This is a genomic window from Micrococcus sp. GbtcB5 (assembly GCF_019091605.1).
Lineage (GTDB): Bacteria > Actinomycetota > Actinomycetes > Actinomycetales > Micrococcaceae > Micrococcus > Micrococcus luteus.
The window spans coordinates 162087-182604 of the sequence record NZ_JAGXJK010000001.1 but is presented as its reverse complement, the minus strand read 5'-3'; the positions used below and the strand labels follow the sequence as shown (position 1 = coordinate 182604).

The 20518-nt window shown below is 74.3% G+C and carries 15 protein-coding genes and 3 tRNA genes; 2 read left to right on the top strand and 16 right to left on the bottom strand.

The features are described from left to right. Window position 1 precedes the first annotated feature (1 nt). A complete protein-coding gene (leuC, locus tag KVS67_RS00835) occupies window positions 2–1456 on the bottom strand; it encodes a 3-isopropylmalate dehydratase large subunit (RefSeq protein ID WP_063190353.1) in 1455 nt (484 codons plus the stop codon). A 228-nt stretch (window positions 1457–1684) separates the two neighbouring features. Here leuC and KVS67_RS00830 point away from each other — a divergent pair, with 228 nt between their 5' ends. Then, on the top strand, window positions 1685–2461 hold the full coding sequence (locus KVS67_RS00830) for an IclR family transcriptional regulator (RefSeq protein ID WP_078026043.1): 777 nt from the start codon (window positions 1685–1687) through the stop codon (window positions 2459–2461). A gap of 123 nt (window positions 2462–2584) precedes the next feature. Then, entirely contained in the window at window positions 2585–4051 is a 1467-nt protein-coding gene (locus KVS67_RS00825) for a UDP-glucose/GDP-mannose dehydrogenase family protein (RefSeq protein ID WP_063190352.1), read from the top strand. A 27-nt stretch (window positions 4052–4078) separates the two neighbouring features. Here KVS67_RS00825 and KVS67_RS00820 read toward each other — a convergent pair whose 3' ends face one another. The 15 genes from KVS67_RS00820 to KVS67_RS00750 all read right to left on the bottom strand — a co-directional run bounded on the left by KVS67_RS00820 (window position 4079) and on the right by KVS67_RS00750 (window position 20501). Beyond that, window positions 4079–5227 carry a thiamine-monophosphate kinase gene (locus KVS67_RS00820; protein ID WP_101967184.1) on the bottom strand — a complete coding sequence of 383 codons (1149 nt, stop codon included), beginning with the start codon at window positions 5225–5227 and terminating at the stop codon, window positions 4079–4081. Beyond that, window positions 5224–6984, bottom strand: a complete 1761-nt coding sequence (locus KVS67_RS00815; RefSeq protein ID WP_036312928.1) for a GTPase — start codon at window positions 6982–6984, stop codon at window positions 5224–5226. The genes KVS67_RS00820 and KVS67_RS00815 overlap by 4 nt, the downstream gene beginning before the upstream one ends. After that, window positions 6981–8798 (bottom strand): dynamin family protein, encoded by a 1818-nt coding sequence (locus KVS67_RS00810; RefSeq protein ID WP_254629148.1) that lies wholly within the window; start codon window positions 8796–8798, stop codon window positions 6981–6983. Before KVS67_RS00810 ends, KVS67_RS00815 begins: the two co-directional genes overlap by 4 nt. Window positions 8799–8895: 97 nt before the next feature. Next, window positions 8896–8968, bottom strand: a tRNA-Glu gene (locus tag KVS67_RS00805). Between the two features lie 129 nt (window positions 8969–9097). After that, window positions 9098–9170, bottom strand: a tRNA-Glu gene (locus KVS67_RS00800). 55 nt (window positions 9171–9225) lie between these two features. Then, window positions 9226–9297, bottom strand: a tRNA-Gln gene (locus KVS67_RS00795). Window positions 9298–9416: 119 nt separating this feature from the next. Then, the gene (locus KVS67_RS00790) at window positions 9417–10214 is read right to left on the bottom strand and encodes an HAD family hydrolase (RefSeq protein ID WP_122054204.1); all 798 of its coding nucleotides are present in this window, start codon (window positions 10212–10214) and stop codon (window positions 9417–9419) included. Continuing rightward, entirely contained in the window at window positions 10211–11788 is a 1578-nt protein-coding gene (gltX, locus tag KVS67_RS00785) for a glutamate--tRNA ligase (protein WP_217564687.1), read from the bottom strand. Before gltX ends, KVS67_RS00790 begins: the two co-directional genes overlap by 4 nt. A gap of 50 nt (window positions 11789–11838) precedes the next feature. Further along, window positions 11839–12633, bottom strand: a complete 795-nt coding sequence (locus tag KVS67_RS00780; protein WP_217564679.1) for a fumarylacetoacetate hydrolase family protein — start codon at window positions 12631–12633, stop codon at window positions 11839–11841. Between the two features lie 196 nt (window positions 12634–12829). Then, window positions 12830–13075: a YbdD/YjiX family protein gene (locus KVS67_RS00775; protein ID WP_095695566.1), complete on the bottom strand. Its 246-nt coding sequence runs from the start codon at window positions 13073–13075 to the stop codon at window positions 12830–12832. 1 nt (window position 13076) lies between these two features. Continuing rightward, window positions 13077–15350 carry a carbon starvation CstA family protein gene (locus KVS67_RS00770; RefSeq protein WP_170079893.1) on the bottom strand — a complete coding sequence of 758 codons (2274 nt, stop codon included), beginning with the start codon at window positions 15348–15350 and terminating at the stop codon, window positions 13077–13079. 236 nt (window positions 15351–15586) lie between these two features. Beyond that, a complete protein-coding gene (locus tag KVS67_RS00765) occupies window positions 15587–16678 on the bottom strand; it encodes a branched-chain amino acid aminotransferase (protein WP_166437385.1) in 1092 nt (363 codons plus the stop codon). A 199-nt stretch (window positions 16679–16877) separates the two neighbouring features. After that, a complete protein-coding gene (locus tag KVS67_RS00760) occupies window positions 16878–17954 on the bottom strand; it encodes a 3-isopropylmalate dehydrogenase (protein WP_166437384.1) in 1077 nt (358 codons plus the stop codon). A 71-nt stretch (window positions 17955–18025) separates the two neighbouring features. Then, window positions 18026–19651, bottom strand: a complete 1626-nt coding sequence (metG, locus tag KVS67_RS00755) for a methionine--tRNA ligase (RefSeq protein ID WP_041103192.1) — start codon at window positions 19649–19651, stop codon at window positions 18026–18028. After that, the gene (locus KVS67_RS00750; RefSeq protein WP_235186482.1) at window positions 19644–20501 is read right to left on the bottom strand and encodes a hypothetical protein; all 858 of its coding nucleotides are present in this window, start codon (window positions 20499–20501) and stop codon (window positions 19644–19646) included. Before KVS67_RS00750 ends, metG begins: the two co-directional genes overlap by 8 nt. Window positions 20502–20518 lie beyond the last annotated feature (17 nt).

Here is a 20518-nt window from a genome sequence, read left to right as displayed (position 1 = left end):
CTCAGGCCTCCTGGAGGGTGAGGGCGGGCAGGTCGGACGGGCTGGCGAGGCGGCCCAGCACGGCGGTGGCCGCGGCGACCACCGGGGACACCAGGTGGGTGCGTCCGCCCTTGCCCTGCCGGCCCTCGAAGTTGCGGTTGGAGGTGGACGCGCAGCGCTCCCCCGGGGCGAGCTGGTCCGGGTTCATGCCCAGGCACATGGAGCAGCCGGCGAACCGCCACTCGGCCCCGAAGTCCTCGAACACCCTGTCCAGGCCCTCGTCCATGGCCTGCAGACGCACGCGCGCCGAGCCCGGCACGACCATGACGCGCAGCCCGTCGGCCTTGCGCCGGCCCCGGACGACCTCGGCGAACGCCCGCAGGTCCTCGATGCGGGAGTTGGTGCACGAGCCCATGAAGACGGTGTCGACCTCGACCTGCTTCATCGGCGTGCCGGGGGCCAGGTCCATGTAGGACAGCGCCTTGCGGGCCGCCTCCTGGGCCACCGGGTCGGTGAAGTCCTCGGGCGCGGGGACGGTGTCGTTCAGGCTCACGCCCTGACCCGGGTTGGTGCCCCACGTGACGAACGGCTCCAGCGTGTCCGCGTCGATGACCACCTCGGCGTCGAACTCCGCGCCCTCATCCGTGGCGAGGGTGCGCCAGTGCTCGACGGCGGCGTCCCAGTCGGCGCCCTCGGGGGCATGGGGCCGTCCCTTCAGGTAGGCGAAGGTGGTCTCGTCCGGGGCGACCATGCCGGCGCGGGCGCCGGCCTCGATGGACATGTTGCAGATGGTCATCCGGCCCTCCATGGAGAGGTTCCGGATGGCCTCACCGCGGTACTCGAGCACGAAGCCCTGGCCCCCGCCCGTGCCGATCTTCGCGATGACCGCGAGGATGATGTCCTTGGCCGTCACACCCGGGCGCAGCGTGCCGTCCACGGTGACCGCCATGGTCTTGAAGGGCTTCAGCGGCAGGGTCTGGGTCGCCAGGACGTGCTCGACCTCGGAGGTGCCGATGCCGAACGCCAGGGCGCCGAACGCACCGTGGGTGGAGGTGTGGGAGTCGCCGCAGACCACGGTGAGGCCGGGCTGGGTCAGGCCCAGCTGGGGGCCGACGACGTGAACGATGCCCTGCTCGGCGTCGCCCAACGGGTGCAGGCGGACGCCGAACTCGGCGCAGTTGGCCCGCAGGGTCTCGATCTGGGTGCGCGAGGTGGGATCCGCGATCGGCTGGTCGATGTCCAGCGTCGGGGTGTTGTGGTCCTCCGTGGCGATGGTCAGGTCGGGCCGACGCACCGGACGCCCGGCCAGACGCAGCCCCTCGAAGGCCTGCGGGCTCGTCACCTCGTGCACGAGGTGCAGGTCGATGTAGAGCAGGTCGGGGGTGCGGGAGGCGCCCTCGCCCTCGCCGCGCACCACCACGTGCTCGTCCCAGACCTTCTCGGCCAGCGTCCTGGGCCGCGTCGTCGCCGTCGTCATGTGCCGCACCTTCCTGCTCACGCACCTGTCAGTCGTCGCCCGGCGCGGGGCGCCGGTGCTCACGGACCACTGTGGGGCGCGGCGGGGCTGTTCTCGACCACGCGGCGCGATATTCCACATCGTGAGATGTCGTCTCACATGCCGGACGCGGCGGAGGCCGGCCCGGTCGCGCACGTCGCGCGCCGACATCCCCGGCCGTCCGCGCAGTGAGACGACTACGATCACCCCATGACCACCGAGCCCGTGCGCCCGCCCACCGAGGACGACCTCATCGGCCCCTCGCTCCACCGGCATCCCAGCGGTGTCGGCGTGGTGGACAAGTCGGTGGCGATCCTTGACGCGCTCGAGTCCGGCCCGGCCACGCTCGCCCAGCTCGTCATCGCCACCGGGATCGCGCGGCCCACGCTGCACCGGCTCGCGGCCGCCCTCACGCACCACCGCATGGTGGGCAAGGACCTGCAGGGCCGCTACGTGCTGGGCACCCGCCTGGCCGAGCTCGCCTCCGCCGCCGGCGAGGACCGGCTCACCACGGCCTCCGGCCCGGTGCTGCTGTGGCTGCGCGACGCCACGGGCGAGAGCGCCCAGGTGTTCCGTCGGCAGGCGGACTCCCGCGTGTGCGTGGCCAGCGCGGAGCGGCCCTGGGGCCTGCGCGACACCATCCCCGTGGGCGCTCGCATGTCCATGAAGGCCGGCTCCGCCGCGCAGGTGCTCCTGGCCTGGGAGGACCACGAGCGGCTCGTCGAGGGGCTGGCCGGCGCCGTGTTCACACCCACCGTCCTCGCGGCGGTGCGGCGGCGCGGCTGGGCCCAGTCCCTGGCCGAGCGCGAGCCCGGGGTCGCCTCGGTGTCGGCGCCGGTGCGCGGTCCCAGCGGCCGCGTCATCGCGGCGGTCTCGATCTCCGGCCCCCTCGAGCGGCTCTCCCGCCAGCCGGGCCGGCTGCACGCGGACGCCGTCGTCTCCGCCGCGACGCGGCTCACCGAGCTCATCCGCGCCGGCGAGGCCTGAGGCCCGCCCGCGCCACCGACGGGATGCGCCGCAGAGACACCCCGTTCTTCCCGCGTTCACCCGCGGGGCCTAGCGTCGGCCAGGTCCCCGACCGCCGTCCCCCGCACCCTCGAGGAGTCCGCCGTGACCGAGACGACCGCGCCCGCCGCCCCCGCCGAGCAGGAGGCCGCGCCGCGGCTGTCCGTGATCGGCACGGGCTATCTGGGCGCCACGCACGCCGCCTGCATGGCCGAGCTGGGCTTCGAGGTGCTCGGCGTGGACGTGGACCCGGCCAAGATCGAGCGTCTGGCCCGCGGCGAGGTGCCCTTCCACGAACCCGGCCTGCCCGAGCTGCTGCGCACCCACGTCGCCTCCGGGCGGCTGCGCTTCACCACCGACGTCGCGGAGGCGGCCCGCTGGGCGGACGTCCACTTCATCGGCGTCGGCACCCCGCAGAAGGTGGGCGAGACCGCGGCGGACCTGAGCTATGTGGACGCCGCCGTCGCCTCCCTCGCCGCGGCGATCGACCGCGACGCGCTGATCGTCGGCAAGTCGACCGTGCCCGTGGGCACGGCGCGCCGCCTGGCCGAGCTCGTGCGCACCGTGCGCACGGAGGCCGGACTGCCGGGCGAGGTCGAGCTCGCCTGGAACCCCGAGTTCCTGCGGGAGGGCTTCGCCGTGAGGGACACGCTCACCCCGGACCGCCTCGTCATCGGCACGCACGGGCCCCGCGCCGAGGGCATCCTGCGCCGCGTCTACGCGCGGCAGCTCGCGGCCGACACCCCGTGGATCAGCACGGACCTCGAGACGGCCGAGCTGGTGAAGGTGGCCGCCAACGCCTTCCTGGCCACGAAGATCTCGTTCATCAACGCGTTCTCGGAGATCACCGAGAACGTGGGCGGGGACATCGGCACCCTCGCGGACGCGATCGGCCACGACGCGCGGATCGGACGCCGGTTCCTCAACGCGGGCGTGGGCTTCGGGGGCGGCTGCCTGCCCAAGGACATCCGCGCGCTCCAGGCCCGCGTCTCCGAGCTGGGCCTGGACCGGACCATGCGGTTCCTGGCGGAGGTGGACGACATCAACCTGCGCCGCCGTGACCGCGTGGTGGACCTGGCCGTGCAGGTGCTCTCCGCGGCTCGCGACGGCCGCGTCCGCCGGGCCGACGCCTCCGGGACCGCCCCCACCCCCGCGAGCGTGCAGGTGCTCAACGGCACGCGGATCGCCGTGCTGGGCGTCACGTTCAAGCCGGACTCCGACGACGTCCGGGACTCCCCCGCCCTCGACGTCGCCAACCGTCTCTACACGGCCGGCGCCGACGTCCGGGTGTACGACCCCGAGGGCAACGCCAACGCGGCCGCCCGCTTCCCGCGGCTCGACTACGTGGACTCGCTCGAGGCGGCCGTGGACGACGCCGAGCTGACCCTGCTGCTGACCGAGTGGCGCCAGTTCCGCGAGATGGATCCGGACGCCGTGGGCGCACGCGTGGCCTCCCGCCTGCTGATCGACGGGCGCAACGTCCTGGACGTCGCCGCGTGGCGCGAGCACGGGTGGGACGTCATCGGCCTCGGCCACCGCTTCGACCCGGAGCGACTCCTCCGCGCGGCCTGACCCGCCCGCGGACCCCGGCCCGGGCGTTCAGCCGGCGAACGGGTCCCAGCCGGACCCGGACAGGGGCCGGTGCCCGGCCGGCGGCCGGGCCCCGGCCGGCACGAGCCGGCCGATCCGCGTGAACCCCCGGGGCAGCTCGGTCTCGGGCCACGCCAGCCCCAGGAGGCCGTAGTCCTCGCCCCCGCCGGTCACGAGCGCCTCCGGGCTGGTCCCGGCCAGGGCGGCCACGCGGCGCAGGGGTGCGGCGGCCTCCGCCAGCCAGGCCTCGTCCAGCCACGGTGCCGGCGCGGGGCCGGCCCCGCCGGTGGCGGCCGCCATGCGGTGCGCGTCCTTGCCCAGGCCGTCGGAGACGTCCATGAGGGTGAGCAGGCCGGCCGTCACCGCGGCGGGCCCGAGGGCCAGCGGCGGGCGGGGTCGCAGCTGGGCGCGGACGGCGCGGGCGAGCTCCCGCGGTGACGGCCGGTCGGCGGCGGGGAGGGCGTCCGCCCGTCGCTCCAGCTCCGCGCGGTCGGTGAGCAGCAGGGTGAGCCCGGCGGCGGCCCACCCCGGCCCCGGGGGCGCGGCGGCCCGGGGACCTCCCGGCACCGCCTGGGCATGGACGAGGTCGGCGCCCTCGGCGAGCACGCGGTCCCGGTCCGCCGCGGCCGGCGTGCGGCACAGCACGCCGCCGGGGTGCGGGTCCCCGAGCACCGTCACCGCGGCGTGGACCCGTCCGCCGGTGCCCAGGTCGCCCCCGGCCACCCGGCAGTCCGGCGCGCCGAGGTGACGCACCGCGCCCACGATGCCCGCGGCGAACGACCGCACCCAGGCGACCGGCGTCGTCGGCGGCAGGGTGAGGGCGGTGACGAGCGCGGAGGCGGTCCCGCCCATCGCGTTGACGTCCGAGAGGTTCTGGGCGACGGCCTTCCAGCCGGCGTCGTGGCCGCGGGTGCGGGGGCCGGCGGGCCAGCGGGGCAGGAAGTCCGTGCCCTCCCCCATCGCGTCCGTGGAGATGAGCGTCCCACCGCAGGGCGCGGGCACGAGGGCGGCGTCGTCGCCCGGGGCGACGGTGCCGGCGGGCCAGTGGCCGTCCCGGACGGCGGGGGCGAGACCGGTCAGGACGACCTCCAGCAGCTCGGCCTCCGTGAGGTCGCCGACGGTCGCCCCCGCCGTGGCCGCGGGGTCGCACACCGTCATCGGCGGCCCCGCCGGACCGGGACGCCGGAGGCCCGGGCGAGGGCGTCGCGGAAGGCGTGGAAGCGGTCCACCTCGGCGCGCACCGGGTCGACGACGAGCCGCCGGCCGACGTCGGTGGTCGCCTCCTCGAGGCGGCGGCGCGCGCGGCGTCCCCGCGCCGCGGCGGTCCACCGGGTCAGGGGGATCGCCAGCAGGGCCAGCAGCACGCCGAGCGCGAGGCCGCCGACGAGCAGCAGCGTCGGGAGGGGGAAGCCCTCGACCGTGGGCGCGGGCGGCAGGGGGAACTGCAGGTACCCCGCCAGGGCGAGGACGCCCAGCCAGCCGGCGCCGACGACGGCGGTGAGGAGGGCGAGCCACTGCAGCACGTCCAGCACGGGGTGCCACCAGCTGCCCCGACCGGCCCCGAGGTCGGTGGCGGCGATCGCCTGGTCCACGGCGCCGGGGAGCTCCTCGGCGTGCTCCCGGCCCGCGCGGCGGATGGCGGCGGCCCACGGCTCGGAGGCTCCCGCGCCGGCCGCGGCGGCCAGCGTGCGGACCGCGCCGTCGACGACGGCCCGCTGGGTGCCCGAGCGCTCGGGCAGGGAGGTGCGGTGCAGCGCGGGGTCGCGGGCGACCTCGTCCCGGTCGCGGCGGGGGGCGGCGCTCTCGGGCATCAGGTGCAGGCGCCGCAGGGGGTCCGCGCGGAAGGAGTGCATCCAGCGCAGCACGGGCCAGCTGGTGCGCTTGGCCGAACGCAGCCGGTACGAGCCCTCGACCGCCCGGACGACGGCCGGCACGCCGCCGGCCACGGCCAGCTCGCGCCCGAGCCGCTGCTCGTCCCCGGGCCCGACGCCGGCCGGCTCGCCCTCGCCCGAGGCGGCGGCGAGGTCCGCGGCACGGGCCGCGACGTCCGCGCCCAGGCGCTCGGCGGCCGCGCCGCGCTGGGCGACGATCGCCGCGACCTGCCGGCCGACCTCCTCGAGGCCCTCCCCCGTGCGCGCGGACACGGGCAGCACCCGGACGTCGCCGAGGCCGTGGCCGGAGAGCATCCGGCGCAGCGAGGCCAGCACGACGTCCCGGTCCCGCACCGAGAGCCGGTCCACCTGGTTGAGCAGCACGAGGGTCACGGCCGCGTGCGAGCCCATGGTCGCCAGGAACTCGCGGTGCAGCACGGCGTCCGCGTACTTCTCCGGGTCCACGACCCACACCAGCACGTCCACGTGGCCGGCCAGCCGGGAGGTGATCTCGCGGTTGCCCCGCTCGACCGAGTCGATGTCCGGCAGGTCCAGCAGGATCAGGCCGGTGGCGTCGGCGCCGTCACGGCGGCCGAAGCCGAGGAACCCGGGGCGGCCGTCGTCGAGCACGGGGGCCTCGTCCAGCAGGTGGCGGCGGCGCACGCCGAGCCAGTCGAGCAGGGCGGCCGCGCCGCCGCCCTCGCCGGTGCCGTCGCCGTGCTCCGCGTCCGGGTCCAGCCCCTGTCCCCGGCCCACGCCCCAGACCGCGGCGAGCGGCTCGGACGTGGTGGGCCGGGTGGCGGCCACGCGGGCCAGGTCGCGGCCGGTGAGCGCGTTGAACAGGGAGGACTTGCCGGAGCCCGTCGCCCCGAAGAACCCGACCACGGTGTGCTCCGCGGAGAGTGCCTGGCGCTCCCCGGCCGCGCGCACGACGGCGTCGGCCCCGGCCACGACGTCCTCGGGCAGGCGGCCCGCGGCCAGCTCGGCGGCCTCGCCGAGGGCGTCCAGGCGGGGGGCCAGGGCGGGGGTGTCGCGGCGGCTCATCGGGGCTCCTCCCCCGCCTCGGCGGCGGACGGGGCGTGCTCGGGCCCGGTCGGGCCGTCGACGCCGGCGGCCACCCCGCGGCGCAGCACCGGCACGAGGGCGCGCAGCTCCTCGGTGGCCTGCGGCTCGCGCTCGAGGTGGAGCAGCGGCAGGAAGCGGTCCGCGAGCACGGTCTCGAGGAAGGCCCGCACGCGGAGCTCGAGCAGCTCATCGGCCCGCCGGGCCATGCGGCGCACGGCGTCCTCGCCGAAGATCGACTCGAGCAGCTTCTGCCCGACGACGGCGGCGCCGCCGGCGATGCCGACCTCGATGCCCGCGAGTCCGCCGGTGGAGGCGAACGAGATGATCATGAGGGCCACGGCCGCGCCGTTCACGCCGGTGGCCGCCAGGCGGGCGCGCGTGCGCTTGCCCGCGCCCTCCTCCTGGATCAGCGCCAGCACGTCCGACTGCCAGTCCCGCACGACGTCGGCCGCCCGCGCCGACGCGTCCGGCGTCAGGGCACCCAGGTCGCGCCCGGCCACGAGGGCCCGGCCCGCCGGCTCGGACGCCCAGCGCCGCTCGATCTGCTCGGCGGCTGCGGCGGCCGCCTCGACCATCACGGCGTGCAGGCCGGTCTCCAGGGCGGTCTCGACCTCCTCGGGCGGTGCCGGGCGCCCGCGCACGAGGGCGCCGAGGCGGTCCCGCAGCCGGCCGATCGTGGTCTCGACGCCGCGGAAGAACTCCCCCGTGCCGACGAAGTCCTGCCAGCGGGAGAGCACCTCGCCGCGCAGCAGCGTGCCGTCCGAGGTGGCCTCGCGGACCCGGCCGACGGCCTGGTCCGTGGAGTCCCCCACGATCCGGGCGAGCAGGTCCGCGGCATGCCGCTGCTCCTCCTCGGCGCGGGCCAGGTCGGCGACGCGGGCGGCCAGCTGGCCCAGCACGCCGTCCACGGTCCGGCGGGCGACGGCGCCGCGCGCCTGGGCGTCGGCGGCGAGGGTCTCGAGCCAGGCGCGCAGGCCCGCGACGTGCTCCTGCGGGAGCAGGCCGCGCTCGTCGAAGCGGGTCTCGGGGATCACGTGGATCCGGGCGTCGGCGAGGCCGCGCTCGGTGAGCATGCGCCGCAGGTCCGGGGTGATGTCCTCCGCCGCGCCCTCGGGCACGCGGCCGAGCACGACGGCCACGGTGATGTCGCGGTCGGCGGCCTCGTCCAGCAGCTGCCAGGGCACGGCGTCGGCGTAGCGGTGCGCCGTCGTCGTGAAGATCCACAGGTCGGCGGCTTCGAGGAGCTGCCGGGCCAGCGCGCGGTTCTGGTCCGCCACGGAGTCGATGTCCGGGGCGTCCACGAGGGCGATGCCCGAGGGCAGTGCGGGCTCGGCCACGAGCGCGACCGTGTCCATCGCGGACTGGTCGGGTTCGACGGGGCCGGCGGCCGCGTCGCGGTGCACGCTGACGCGGGCGAGGTCGGGCAGCACCCGCGGGCCCGTGAACCAGTGGGTGTCGGCGGGGTTGTGCAGCAGCAGAGGCTGCCGCGTGGTGGGCCGCAGGGCGGAGGAGCGGGAGACCTCGTGGCCGACGAGCGCGTTCACCAGCGTGGACTTGCCCGCACCGGTGGAGCCGCCGACGACGGCCAGCAGCGGCGCGTCGAGCGAGTCGAGGCGGGGCAGCACGTAGTCATCGATCTGGTGCAGGGTGCGCTCTCGCTCGGCGCGGTCCTGCCCTGCGGTGACGGTCTCGAAGGGCAACTCGAGCGCGGCGAGGTGCTCGCGCACGCGGCGGACGGCCGTGTCGACGCCGAGGTCTGGGGCGTTCTGATCCGTGTGTGGCACGTGGGCCATCGTCTCACGGGCGCGCGCCGGCCGCCCATCCCGCCGGCCCGGCGGACGGAGACGACGGAAGCCCGGTCCGCAGGGACCGGGCTTCCTGTCACTCGGGTGACCCCAGCGGGATTTGAACCCGCGTTACCGCCGTGAGAGGGCGGCGTACTAGGCCGCTATACGATGGGGCCGAGCGCGCTGTCCGCGTGTGCGGAAGCGATGCCGTGGAGACCTTCTGCTGCGCCTGCGTCTCCTGTTCAGGCGACGGATGCGTTCATCCGCCCGTGCCGTTCCGGTCCGAGGACCGGGCGGCGACTGCGTGACCCCAGCGGGATTTGAACCCGCGTTACCGCCGTGAGAGGGCGGCGTACTAGGCCGCTATACGATGGGGCCGTGCGCCACGTCCGAGCGTCTCCGCCCGTGCGCGTTCACTGAGTCCGAAGACTCGCTGGGGTACCAGGACTCGAACCTAGAATGACGGTACCAGAAACCGTTGTGTTGCCAATTACACCATACCCCACTGTCGGTCAAGCATGCCTGACCGATGTGCATCATATTCATGAGCTCGGTGTTCCCGGATCTCTCCGGCAACGAGAAAGAACTCTACACCCTCCGGGCGGCACGTGCAAAATCGGCGGGTCAGGCCGCCAGCCAGGTCTGCAACCCGCCGATCGCCCGCATCCGCCAGCACGCGTGCTCCTCGTCCCAGAGCGGCTCCTCCGCCCCGCCGTGGGCGGGGGCGTCGGGGCTCATCCACACCGGGACGAGCCCCGCCGACCGGGCCCCCTCGACGTCGTGACGCAGACTGTCCCCCACCATGAGGGTGCGTCCCGGGTCCGTGCCCAGGCGGGAGCAGCCGGCCAGGAAGGGGGCCGGGTCCGGCTTCGGGGCCCCGGCCGTGTCCGAGCCGATCAGCACCTCGACCCACTCCAGACCGAGGGCGTCGGCCTTGCCGCGCTGGTAGGCCTCCACGTTGTTCGTGACGATCCCCACGCCACGGCCTGTTCCCCGCACCTCGGCGAGGACGTCGGCGGTCGCGGGGAACAGCGCCCAGTGCCCGCGCACGACCTCTTCGTAGTCGGTGGTCCACAGGCCGTCGAGCGGGGTCGCCGCGTCCTCGGGCACGCCGAGCGCGCGCAGGGCGTCGGCCACGCGGGCCAGCCGCTGCTCCTCGAACGTCAGCTCCCCGGCCACGTAGCGCCCGAAGTGGCCGCCGGCGTCGGACGCGAAGGCCTCGGTGGCCTCGGCCAGCACCGCCGGATCGACGTCGGCGGCCCCGGCCCACTGCCGGCGCACCGTCGCGTCGAACGCGGCGTGCTGGGCGGAGCGCAGATCCAGCAGCGTGTCGTCCAGGTCGAAGAGGACGGCGTCCCAGGCCGGCGGCGCGGGCGCGCCCGCGGACCCGTCGGCCGGCGTCGTGCTGGCGCCCCGGCTCATGCGTCGGTGGGCGGGTCCTGGTCCAGGCCCTGCTCCGCGGCGAAGCGGTCCAGACGGGCGAGCGCGGAGTCCCGGCCCAGGATCTCGAGCGACTCGAAGAGCGGCGGGGACACCTTGCGGCCGGTCACCGCGACGCGCACCGGGCCGAACGCCTGGCGCGGCTTGAGGCCCAGGCCGTCGATGAGGGCCGCCCGCAGCGCCGCCTCGATGCGCTCGGTGGTGAACTCGTCCTCGGGCAGGGCGGCCAGCGCCTCCCGGGCCGCGGCGACGGCGGCGCCCAGGTCCGCAGGCATGCCCTTGAGGGCGCCCTCGGCGGTCCGGACGTCCCGGTCCGCCGTGAAGAGGAAGGCGAGCATCTCGACGGCCTCGCCGAGCAGCTGCACGCGCTCCTGCACGAGCGGAGCCGCGGCGGTGAGGACCTCCATCTCCCGCTCCGTCAGGTGCTCGCCCACGAGGCCGGCCGCGTGCAGGTAGGGCACGAGACGGTCACGGAAGTCGGCCACGTCGAGCATGCGCACGTGCGTGCCGTTGATCGCGATCGCCTTCTTCTCGTCGAAGCGGGCGGGGTTGGCCAGCACCTTGTGCACGTCGAAGTGCTCCACGAACTGCTGCGGGGTGAAGATGTCCTCGTCCGCGGAGAGGGACCAGCCCAGCAGGCCGAGGTAGTTCAGCAGGCCCTCCGGGATGAAGCCGTTGTCCCGGTGCAGGAACAGGTTGGCCTGCGGATCGCGCTTGGACAGCTTCTTGTTGCCCTCGCCCATCACGTAGGGCAGGTGGCCGAACACCGGCATGTACCGGGCGACGCCGATCGCGTGCAGGGCGCGGTAGAGCGCGATCTGGCGCGGAGTGGACGAGAGCAGGTCCTCGCCGCGCAGCACGTGGGTGATGCCCATGAGCGCGTCGTCCACCGGGTTCACGAGGGTGTACAGCGGCGAGCCGTCCGCGCGGACCACCACGAAGTCCGGCACGGAGCCGGCCTTGAAGGTGATCTCCCCGCGCACCAGGTCGGTGAAGGTGATGTCCTCGTCCGGCATGCGCAGCCGCCAGACCGGCGCGCGGCCCTCGGCCTCGAAGGCGGCGATCTGCTCGTCCGTGAGGTCACGGTCGTGACCGTCGTAGCCCAGCTTGGGATCGCGGCCGGCGGCCCGGTGACGGGCCTCGGTCTCCTCGGGGCTCGAGTAGGACGGGTAGATGTATCCGCCGGCCTTGAGCTTCTCGATCACGTCCGCGTAGATCTCCCCACGCTGGGACTGACGGTACGGCTCGTGCGGGCCGCCGACCTCGACGCCCTCGTCCCAGTCGATCCCGAGCCAGCGCATCGCCTCGAGCAGCTGCTGGTAGGACTCCTCCGAGTCGCGCTTGGCGTCCGTGTCCTCGATGCGGAACACGAGGGTGCCGCCGGTGTGCCGCGCCCAGCCCCAGTTGAACAGGACCGTGCGGATCAACCCCACGTGGGGGGTGCCGGTGGGCGAGGGGGCGAACCGTACGCGCACGGGGGTCTCGGCGTCCACCTGGGGGACGTCGACGAAGGGGGCGGGGGCGTTCTCGGACACGGGAGCGGTGGCGTCAGTCATGATGCCCCGAGTCTACGCGGGGGCCCGGACGCCGTCGTCGGGCGCCTGCGTCAGCGGCGGAAGACGGTGGCGAGGATGCCGATGCCCTCGACCTCGGCCTCGACGCGCTGGCCCTCCTGGACCGTCCCGACCCCGCCCGGGGTGCCGGTCAGGATCACGTCGCCGGGCAGGAGGGTGAACATCTCCGAGGCCGCGGCCACGAGCTCGCGGACGCCGAAGACCATGTCCGCGGTCGTGCCGTCCTGGCGGGTCTCACCGTCGAGGCGGGACGTGATGCGCAGGCCGCCGGTCGGCTCCACGTCCAGCTCGGTCTCGATCCACGGGCCCAGCGGGCAGGCGCCGTCGAAGCCCTTGGCGCGGGCCCACTGCAGGTCGGTGCGCTGGGCGTCGCGGGCGGTGAGGTCGTTGCCCACGGTGTAGCCGAACACGACGTCGTCCGCGCGGCTCACCGGCACGTCCTTGCAGATGGTGCCGATCACGACGGCGAGCTCGGCCTCGTAGGAGACCTCCTCCGACCAGCTGGGCAGGGTGACCGGCTCGTTCGGACCCACCACGGAGGTGTTCGGCTTGAGGAAGAACTGCGGCGAGGCGGGGACCTCGTTGCCGAGCTCCTTCGCGTGGTCGGCCCAGTTGCGGCCGACGCCCACGATCTTCGAACGCGGGATGATCGGGGCCACGAGGCGCACGTCCTCGAGGCGGTGCGTGGTGCCGGTGGGCTGGATCCCGTGGAAGAACGGGTCGCCCTGCAGGGCGGTGACGGTCAGCTCGGCGGGGTCGGCGTCGGCCGGGCCCTCCACGATGCCGTAGGTCGGTTCGGCCTGGTCCACGAAACGGGCGATGCGCATGGCCGCCAGCCTAGTGGGTGAGCGGCGGGCGCCGTCGCCGGACACCCCACCCGATGCCGACCCCGCTGACGCCGCGAGCCAGACGATTCGGCCGCGCCCGACGGCCCGGGGCGACCGATTCGTCTGGCTCGCGGGCGGATTCGTCTGGCTCAGCGGGGTGCGGCGCGGGGTGCCGGGCGGAGCGGGTCGAGACCGCTCAGCAGCAGCGGCTGCCGGGGTTCGCCTGCTGGCGGGCGTATTCGGCCCGCCAGAATTCCCGCTCGGTCATCGGTGCCCGCCCCGGGTGGTGGGCCCGGTGATGGGCCACGTAGGCGTCGTACTTCCCCTCACCGGAGAGCTGGCGGACCCACCAGCGCGCCCGGGCCCACACCCCGGGCCGAGACGGGCCGGCCGGGCCCTCCGCGGTGGAGGGCCCGGCCGGCGTCGCGCGCGGATCGGCCACGTCAGTGACCCCGCACCGGCTGCCGGTCCGCCGGCAGGGCGTCCCACTGCCGCTGCAGCTCCTTCTCCTCGGCCGTGGCGAACAGCCCGGCCGGGGCGAAGCGCTGCGAGGGCACGTACGGGTCCTGGTGATCGATGACCTCGGTGCCGCGGAAGGCGCGCACCGTGGCGAGCACCGACGTCGTGATGACGATCAGCGCCAACACCAGGAAGACGACGGAGAGCGTGCCCTGGATGAAGGTGTTGCGGACCACGGCCTCCATGGCCGGCACGGACTTCGCGGCGCCGAAGCTCGTCTTCCCCGCCGCCAGCGCGTCCTGGAACGCGCGATGCTGCGCCCAGTAGCCCACCGCCGGGATGGAGGAGAAGATCTTCTGGAACGACGCCACGGTGGTGACCACGGTGATGAACGCCAGCGGCAGCGCCACGATCCACAGGCCCCGGAAGTCCCGGCGGCGCGCGACGATCGTCAGGACGACGGCGAGCGCGATCGCCGCGAGCAGCTGGTTGGCGATGCCGAACAGCGGGAACAGCGTGTTGATGCCGCCCAGCGGATCGGTGACGCCCATGATCAGCACGGCGCCCCACGCGGCCACCATGATGGCCGTGCAGACCCACGCGCCCACGCGCCACGAGGTGTCCTTGAAGCGCGGGACCACGTTGCCCAGGGAGTCCTGGAGCATGAACCGGGCCACGCGGGTGCCGGCGTCGACGGCGGTGAGGATGAACAGCGCCTCGAACATGATGGCGAAGTGGTACCAGAAGCCCATGAGGGCCTCGCCGCCGATCAGCTGGCCCATGATGATCGAGAGCCCGACGGCGAGCGTCGGGGCGCCACCCGTGCGGGAGACGACCGTGTCCTCGCCCACGAGGTTCGCCAGCGCGGTGAGCTGCTCGGGCGTGACGTCCACGCCGGCCAGGCCCAGGCTCATCACCCAAGCGGCCGCCGTCTCGGGGGTGCCGCCGGTGAGCGCGGCGGGGGCGTTCATGGCGAAGTAGATGCCGCGGTCGATGGACACGGCCGCCACGAGCGCCATGACCGCCACGAAGGCCTCCATGAGCATGCCGCCGTAGCCGATGAAGCGGGTCTGGCGCTCCTTCTCCACCATCTTCGGGGTGGTGCCCGAGGCGATCAGCGCGTGGAAGCCGGACAGGGCGCCGCACGCGATGGTCACGAACAGGAACGGGAACAGGGAGCCCGGCCACACCGGACCGGTCTGGCCCGAGGCGAACTCGGAGATCGCCGGGGCGGTGATCTGCGGCTGCACGATCACGATGGCCACGGCGAGGCCGGCGATCACGCCGATCTTCATGAAGGTGGAGAGGTAGTCGCGGGGCGCGAGCAGCAGCCACACGGGCAGCACGGCGGCCACGAAGCCGTAGATGATGATGCCCCACGCGATGGTCACGCGGTCCAGGGTGAACAGGGCCACGCCCCAGTCGGTCTCGGCGACCCAGCCGCCGCCGATGATGGCGGCCATGAGCAGCACGAAGCCGATGATCGAGACCTCGGTGATCCGGCCCGGGCGCAGGTAGCGCAGGTACAGGCCCATGAAGATCGCGATCGGGATGGTCAGGGCCACGGAGAACACGCCCCACGGGGACTCGCCGAGGGCGTTGACCACCACGAGCGCGAGGATCGCGGTGATGATCACCATGATCAGCAGGGTGGCCACGATCGCGGCGGTGCCGCCGATGCGGCCGAGCTCGTCGCGGGCCATCTGGCCGAGCGAGCGGCCGCCGCGGCGCATGGAGAAGAACAGGACCAGGTAGTCCTGGACGGCGCCGGCGAGGATCACGCCGACGATGATCCAGATGGTGCCGGGCAGGTAGCCCATCTGCGCGGCGAGCACGGGGCCCACGAGCGGGCCGGCGCCGGCGATGGCGGCGAAGTGGTGGCCGTAGAGGACGCGGCGGTCGGTGGCCACGTAGTCGCGGCCGTCCGCCCGGTACTCGGCGGGGGTGGCGCGGGTGTCGTCCGGGCGGACGATCATGCGCTCCACGTACTTCGAGTAGAAGCGGTAGCCGATCGCGAAGGTGGCGACGGCGGCGAACACGAACCAGATCGCGTTGATGGACTCGCCGCGATGCAGGGCGAGCATGGTCCAGGCGACGCCGCCGACGAGGGCGACGACCACCCAGACGGCGATCTTCAGGGGCGTCCAGCGGGGGCGCTGCGCGGCCTCGACGGGCGGCAGCCCGTCCGGGCCGCCGTCCCGGGCGGGGTCCCGGGGTGCCGTGCCCTCGGCGGGCGCGGCGGAGCGATGCGAGCTCACGGGTTCTCCGATCACGAAGGAAGGAATGACCGGGAGAGTGTCTCACGTCTCTCCCCCGCGCTCCGCGGGTCACGTCCTGTGGCGGAGCGTGCCCCGACGAGCCGTCGCGCAGATGGCCGGCATGAGGGCCATCTGAGCGCTCATGCCGGCCATCTGCAGGACGGTTCCGCCCGACTGCGAGGCAGGGGGCGAGGGGCGGGGCGCGTGAGGGGCGGGGCGCGGGCACCCCTGCCGGGTCAGACCAGGCGGTGCAGCCAGCCGTGGCGGTCCTCGACGCGCCCGGTCTGGATGCCCTCGAGCTCGGCGCGGATCTTCAGGGTCACGTCGGTTCCGCCGGCGGACTCGATGACGTCGTCGCCGTCGAGCAGGCGCCCGATCGGGGTGACGACGGCGGCGGTGCCGCACGCGAACACCTCGCGGATGGCGCCGGAGCGCACGCCCTCGGCCCACTCGGCCAGGGTGATGCGGCGCTCCTCCACGGTCAGGCCCATGTCCCGGCCCAGCTGCAGGATCGAGGAGCGGGTGACGCCCTCGAGGATCGTGCCGGTGAGCTCCGGGGTGACGAGGCGGCCGTCGTCGAACACGAAGAAGACGTTCATGCCGCCGAGCTCCTCGATGGAGTCGTCGTGGTACTGGTCCAGGAACACGACCTGGTCGGCGCCCTTGGAGGCGGCCTCGAGCTGCGGCAGCAGCGAGGCGGCGTAGTTGCCGCCGGTCTTCGCGGCGCCCATGCCGCCGCGGCCCGCGCGGGCGTACTCGCGGGAGACCCAGATGGTCACCGGCTTGAGCTCGCCGCCGAAGTAGTTGCCGGCCGGGGAGGCGATCACCATGTACCGCACCTCCTTGGCCGGGCGCACGCCCAGGAACGCCTCGGTGGCGAACATGAACGGGCGCAGGTACAGGGACTGCCCCTCGCCGGTGGGGACCCAGTCCCGGTCGGCCTCGAGCTGGGCCTTGAGGGAGCCGAGGAACATCTCCTCGGGCAGCTCGGGCAGCGCGAGGCGACGGGCGGAGCGGTTCAGGCGCGCGGCGTTGGCCTCGGGGCGGAACGTCCACACGGACCCGTCCTCGTGGCGGTAGGCCTTGAGGCCCTCGAAGATCTCCTGGCCGTAGTGCAGCACGGAGGCGGAGGGGTCCAGGGAGAGCGGGCCGTAGGGCTCCACGCGGGCGTCGTGCCAGGCGCCGCCGTCCTCGCTCCAGGTCCAGTCGATGGAGACCATGTGGTCCGTGAAGACCTTGCCGAAGCCGGGATCCTGCAGGATTTCGGCGCGCTCCTCCTCCGACAGCGGGGATAGGTGCGGCTGACGCGTGAACACGGTCTCGGACACGGTGGGATCACTCCTCGTGACGGGTGGCGGGGCGGGGGCGCCGGCGCCGGGGACGGCGCGCGGGGCCACAGCCTGTGGCGCAGGACACGCGCAGGCCGTGGCCCCATCCTAGACCCGCCGGGGGCGGCCGCTCGGCCCCGCCGGAGGCGTCGCCTCAGTCCCGCCGGAGCCGAGGCTCAGACGCGCCGGGGGCGTCGGCTCAGACGCGCGCGGCGACGTCGGCGCCCACCTCGGCGGTGGACCCGCGGGCGCCGTCGACCCGGTCCTTCAGGTGGGCCCAGACGGCGGTGCGCACGCGCTGGGCCGCGCCGGTCTCCCCCACGTGCTCCAGGAGCAGGGCGGCGGAGAGGATGGCGGCCACGGGGTCGGCGATCCCCTGGCCTGCGATGTCCGGGGCGGAGCCGTGGACCGGCTCGAACATCGACGGCGCCGTGCCCTCGACGTTGATGTTGCCGGAGGCGGCGAGCCCGATGCCGCCGGTCACGGCGGCGGCGAGGTCCGTGATGATGTCCCCGAACAGGTTGTCTGTCACGATCACGTCGAAACGGGCCGGGTCCGTCGCCAGGAAGATCATGGCGGCGTCGACATGCATGTAGTCCCAGGTGACCGCAGGGAAGTCGGCCGCCACGGACTCCACGGTGCGGCGCCACAGGTGGCCGGCGTGGACCAGCACGTTGTGCTTGTGCACGAGCGTGAGGCGCTTGCGCTCGCCCGCGTCGGCGCGACGGAAGGCGTCCTCGACGACGCGGCGCACGCCGAACGCCGTGTTCACGGAGACCTCCGTGGCGATCTCGTGCGGGGTGTCCACGCGGATCGCACCGCCGTTGCCCACGTACGGCCCCTCCGTGCCCTCGCGCACCACGGTGAAGTCGATCTCGCCGGGCGCGGCCAGGGGGCTGACGGCGCCGGGCAGCAGGGTGGCCGGGCGCAGGTTCACGCCGTGGTCCAGCGCGAAGCGCAGCTTGAGCAGCATGCCGCGCTCGATCAGCCCGGACGGGATGCGCTCGTCCCCGGGCGCGGCGCCGACGGCCCCGAACAGGATCGCGTCGTGGCGGCGCAGGGACTCGAGGACCTCGTCCGTGAGCGCCTCGCCGGTCTCGAGCCAGTGCTCCGCACCCAGCGGATACGGGGTGAGCCGGGCCTCCGGACGCCCCTCGGCACGCAGCGCCGCCTGCAGGACGGCGGCGGCCTGGTCGGTGACCTCGGGGCCGATGCCGTCGCCGCCGATGACGGCGATGTCCAAGGGGTCTGCGGAGCTGCGTGTGGTCTCGGTCATGGCCCTCAGGCTACGCGCGGCACGCGGGAGGACCACATCGTGTGACACCCGGTCTCACCCTCCGGACGGGCTCAGTCCTCGGCGGGGTCCTCGTGCCGCGGGAAGACCGGCTGCGGGGCGGGCAGCGGGGTGCCGGGGACCAGGTCCTCGTGGAACGCGGCGAAGGACCGCGGGCCGGTGCCGGACGCGCCGGTGCGGCCGGCGTCGCCCTCGGCGGGGACGCCGAGCAGGTCCAGCAGCCGCGAGGCCGAGCCGGGCATCACCGGCTGCGCGAGCAGGGCCACCCGGCGCACGGCCTGCAACGTCACGTACAGCACCGTGCGCATGCGCGGCTCGTCCGTCTTGCGCAGCACCCACGGGGCCTGGTCCGCGAAGTAGGCGTTGATCTCACCGAGCACGCGCCAGGTCTCCTCGAGCGCGTCGTGGAAGTCCTGCACCGCGTACGCGGACCGGGAGCGCTCCAGCAGGGCGTCGACCTGGGCCAGGACGGCGCGGTCCGCCTCGGTGAACTCGCCCGGCTCGGGCACGGCGGCGCCGCAGTTCTTGGCCACCATGGACAGCGAGCGCTGGGCGAGGTTGCCGAGGTTGTTGGCCAGGTCCGCGTTCTTGCGGCTCACCACGGCCTCGTGGCTGTAGGAGCCGTCCGCGCCGAACGGGAACTCGCGCAGCAGGAAGAAGCGAATGGCGTCCAGGCCGTACCGGGCCACCCATTCCCGCGGGTGCACCACGTTGCCCAGGGACTTGGACATCTTGGCCCCGTTGTTGTTCAGGAAGCCATGGATCATGACGCGGCGCGGCAGCTCGAGGCCGGCCGACATGAGGAACGCGGGCCAGAAGATGCAGTGGAACCGGGAGATGTCCTTGCCGATCACGTGCAGGTCCGCCGGCCAGTAGCGCGCGAACGCCTCCGGGTCCTCCGCCGGCCAGCCCGCGCCGGTGAGGTAGTTCGTCAACGCGTCGACCCAGACGTAGGTGACGTGGTCGGCGCGCCGGTCGGCGTCGGCGGCGTCGGGGTCCGCGGGCGCCGGCAGGTCGATGCCCCACTGGAAGGAGGTCCGGGAGATGGACAGGTCCTCGAGCCCGGCCTCCACGAAGCGGATGACCTCGTTGAAGCGGTACCGGGGGGCGGCGAAGTCCGGGTGCTCGCGGTAGTGGTCCAGCAGCGGCTGCTGGTACTTGGACAGGCGGAAGAAATAGGACTCCTCCTCCGTCCACGTCACCTCGGTGCCGGTCTCGACGGCGCGGCGCACCCCGTCCTGACCCACCTCGGTCTCGTCCTCGCCGAAGTAGCGTTCGTCCCGCACGGAGTACCAGCCGGCGTAGGAGCCGAGGTAGATGTCCCCGTTGGCCTCCATCCGCCGCCAGATCTCGCGGACGGCCTCGGCGTGGTCCGTGTCCGTGGTGCGGATGAAGCGGTCGTAGGAGATGTCCAGGACGTCGTCGTCCATCTCCTTGAAGACGGCGGCGTTGCGCGTGGCCAGCTCGAGGGCGCTCACGCCCTGCTGCTGCGCCGTCTGCTCCATCTTCTGGCCGTGCTCGTCCGTGCCGGTCAGGAAGCGCACATCCCGCCCGTCGAGCCGCTGGAAGCGGGCCATCGCGTCCGAGGCGATGTACTCGTAGGCGTGGCCGATGTGCGGCTCGCCGTTCGGGTAGGAGATGGCCGTGGTCAGGTAGTACGGGGCGCGGGCGTCAGTCACAGTCGTCGAGTCTAGCCGCGGGGCCGGGGCCCGCGCCGAGGACGACGTCGTCCGCGCCGGCGTCCGGGACGCCGTCGGCGGTCACCTGCAGATGGCCCGGCGCAGGCCGCAGGTGGAGGTGGGCCCACGGGGCCACCACGAGCACGGACGCCCCGATCATCTCGGTCAGCTCCTCCGCGTGGGTCGCCACGTGGTAGGCCAGGGTGCTGCGCCCGATCCCGAAGACGAGCGGCACCGCCTCGAGGACGATCGCGCCGAAGAAGAACACCGCGCCGCCCGCCACCGTCAGCGCTCGGGTCCGGCGGGGCAGGGCGACGGTGCACAGCGCGAGCAGCCCGAGGACGACGATCGCGGCCGGCGCGCCGAGGATCAGCCACTGGAACGCGGGCAGCGGGTTCTCCCCCGCGAACGGCAGAACCTCCCACAGCTGGCCGGCCTGCTCGTGGATCTGCGTCGACTCGTCCAAGCTCATGGCCGCCAGCAGGGCCGCGGGGGTCAACCACGCGAGCAGGCTCCGCCGCCGATCCGCCCCCAGCGCGCGGCGCACGAGACCCACCGTGGTGAAGCCCGCGGCCCCCAGCAGGAGCAGGCCCGAGCTCCACCACGCCGTGAGGTTGGCCTCGTGGTTCACGTCGAAGACCTCGCGCCACCACGGCACCTGCCGCGGGCCCAGCCCGAACACGAAGGGGAGGGCGAACGACCAGGCGGCGAGCAGGACACTGACGCCGATCAGCCCGCCCGCCGCGCGCCGGGCCCAGCGGCCCTGCACGCCCGGAGGCGTGGCGGGGCGGGCTGCTGCGGCGCGCGCGGTCGGGGCGGGTGCGGGGCGGGGCTCGGGTGGACGCGACATGGACACCATCTGAACAC

Bases quoted from the DNA above. Each gene is read 5' to 3' on its own strand.
- leuC (WP_063190353.1), bottom strand. From the start codon at position 1,456: ATGACGACGGCGACGACGCGGCCCAGGACGCTGGCCGAGAAGGTCTGG.
- KVS67_RS00830 (WP_078026043.1), top strand. From the start codon at position 1,685: ATGACCACCGAGCCCGTGCGCCCGCCCACCGAGGACGACCTCATCGGC.
- KVS67_RS00820 (WP_101967184.1), bottom strand. From the start codon at position 5,227: ATGACGGTGTGCGACCCCGCGGCCACGGCGGGGGCGACCGTCGGCGAC.
- KVS67_RS00815 (WP_036312928.1), bottom strand. From the start codon at position 6,984: ATGAGCCGCCGCGACACCCCCGCCCTGGCCCCCCGCCTGGACGCCCTC.
- KVS67_RS00810 (WP_254629148.1), bottom strand. From the start codon at position 8,798: ATGGCCCACGTGCCACACACGGATCAGAACGCCCCAGACCTCGGCGTC.
- KVS67_RS00790 (WP_122054204.1), bottom strand. From the start codon at position 10,214: ATGAGCCGGGGCGCCAGCACGACGCCGGCCGACGGGTCCGCGGGCGCG.
- gltX (WP_217564687.1), bottom strand. From the start codon at position 11,788: ATGACTGACGCCACCGCTCCCGTGTCCGAGAACGCCCCCGCCCCCTTC.
- KVS67_RS00780 (WP_217564679.1), bottom strand. From the start codon at position 12,633: ATGCGCATCGCCCGTTTCGTGGACCAGGCCGAACCGACCTACGGCATC.
- KVS67_RS00760 (WP_166437384.1), bottom strand. From the start codon at position 17,954: ATGACCGAGACCACACGCAGCTCCGCAGACCCCTTGGACATCGCCGTC.
- KVS67_RS00750 (WP_235186482.1), bottom strand. From the start codon at position 20,501: ATGTCGCGTCCACCCGAGCCCCGCCCCGCACCCGCCCCGACCGCGCGC.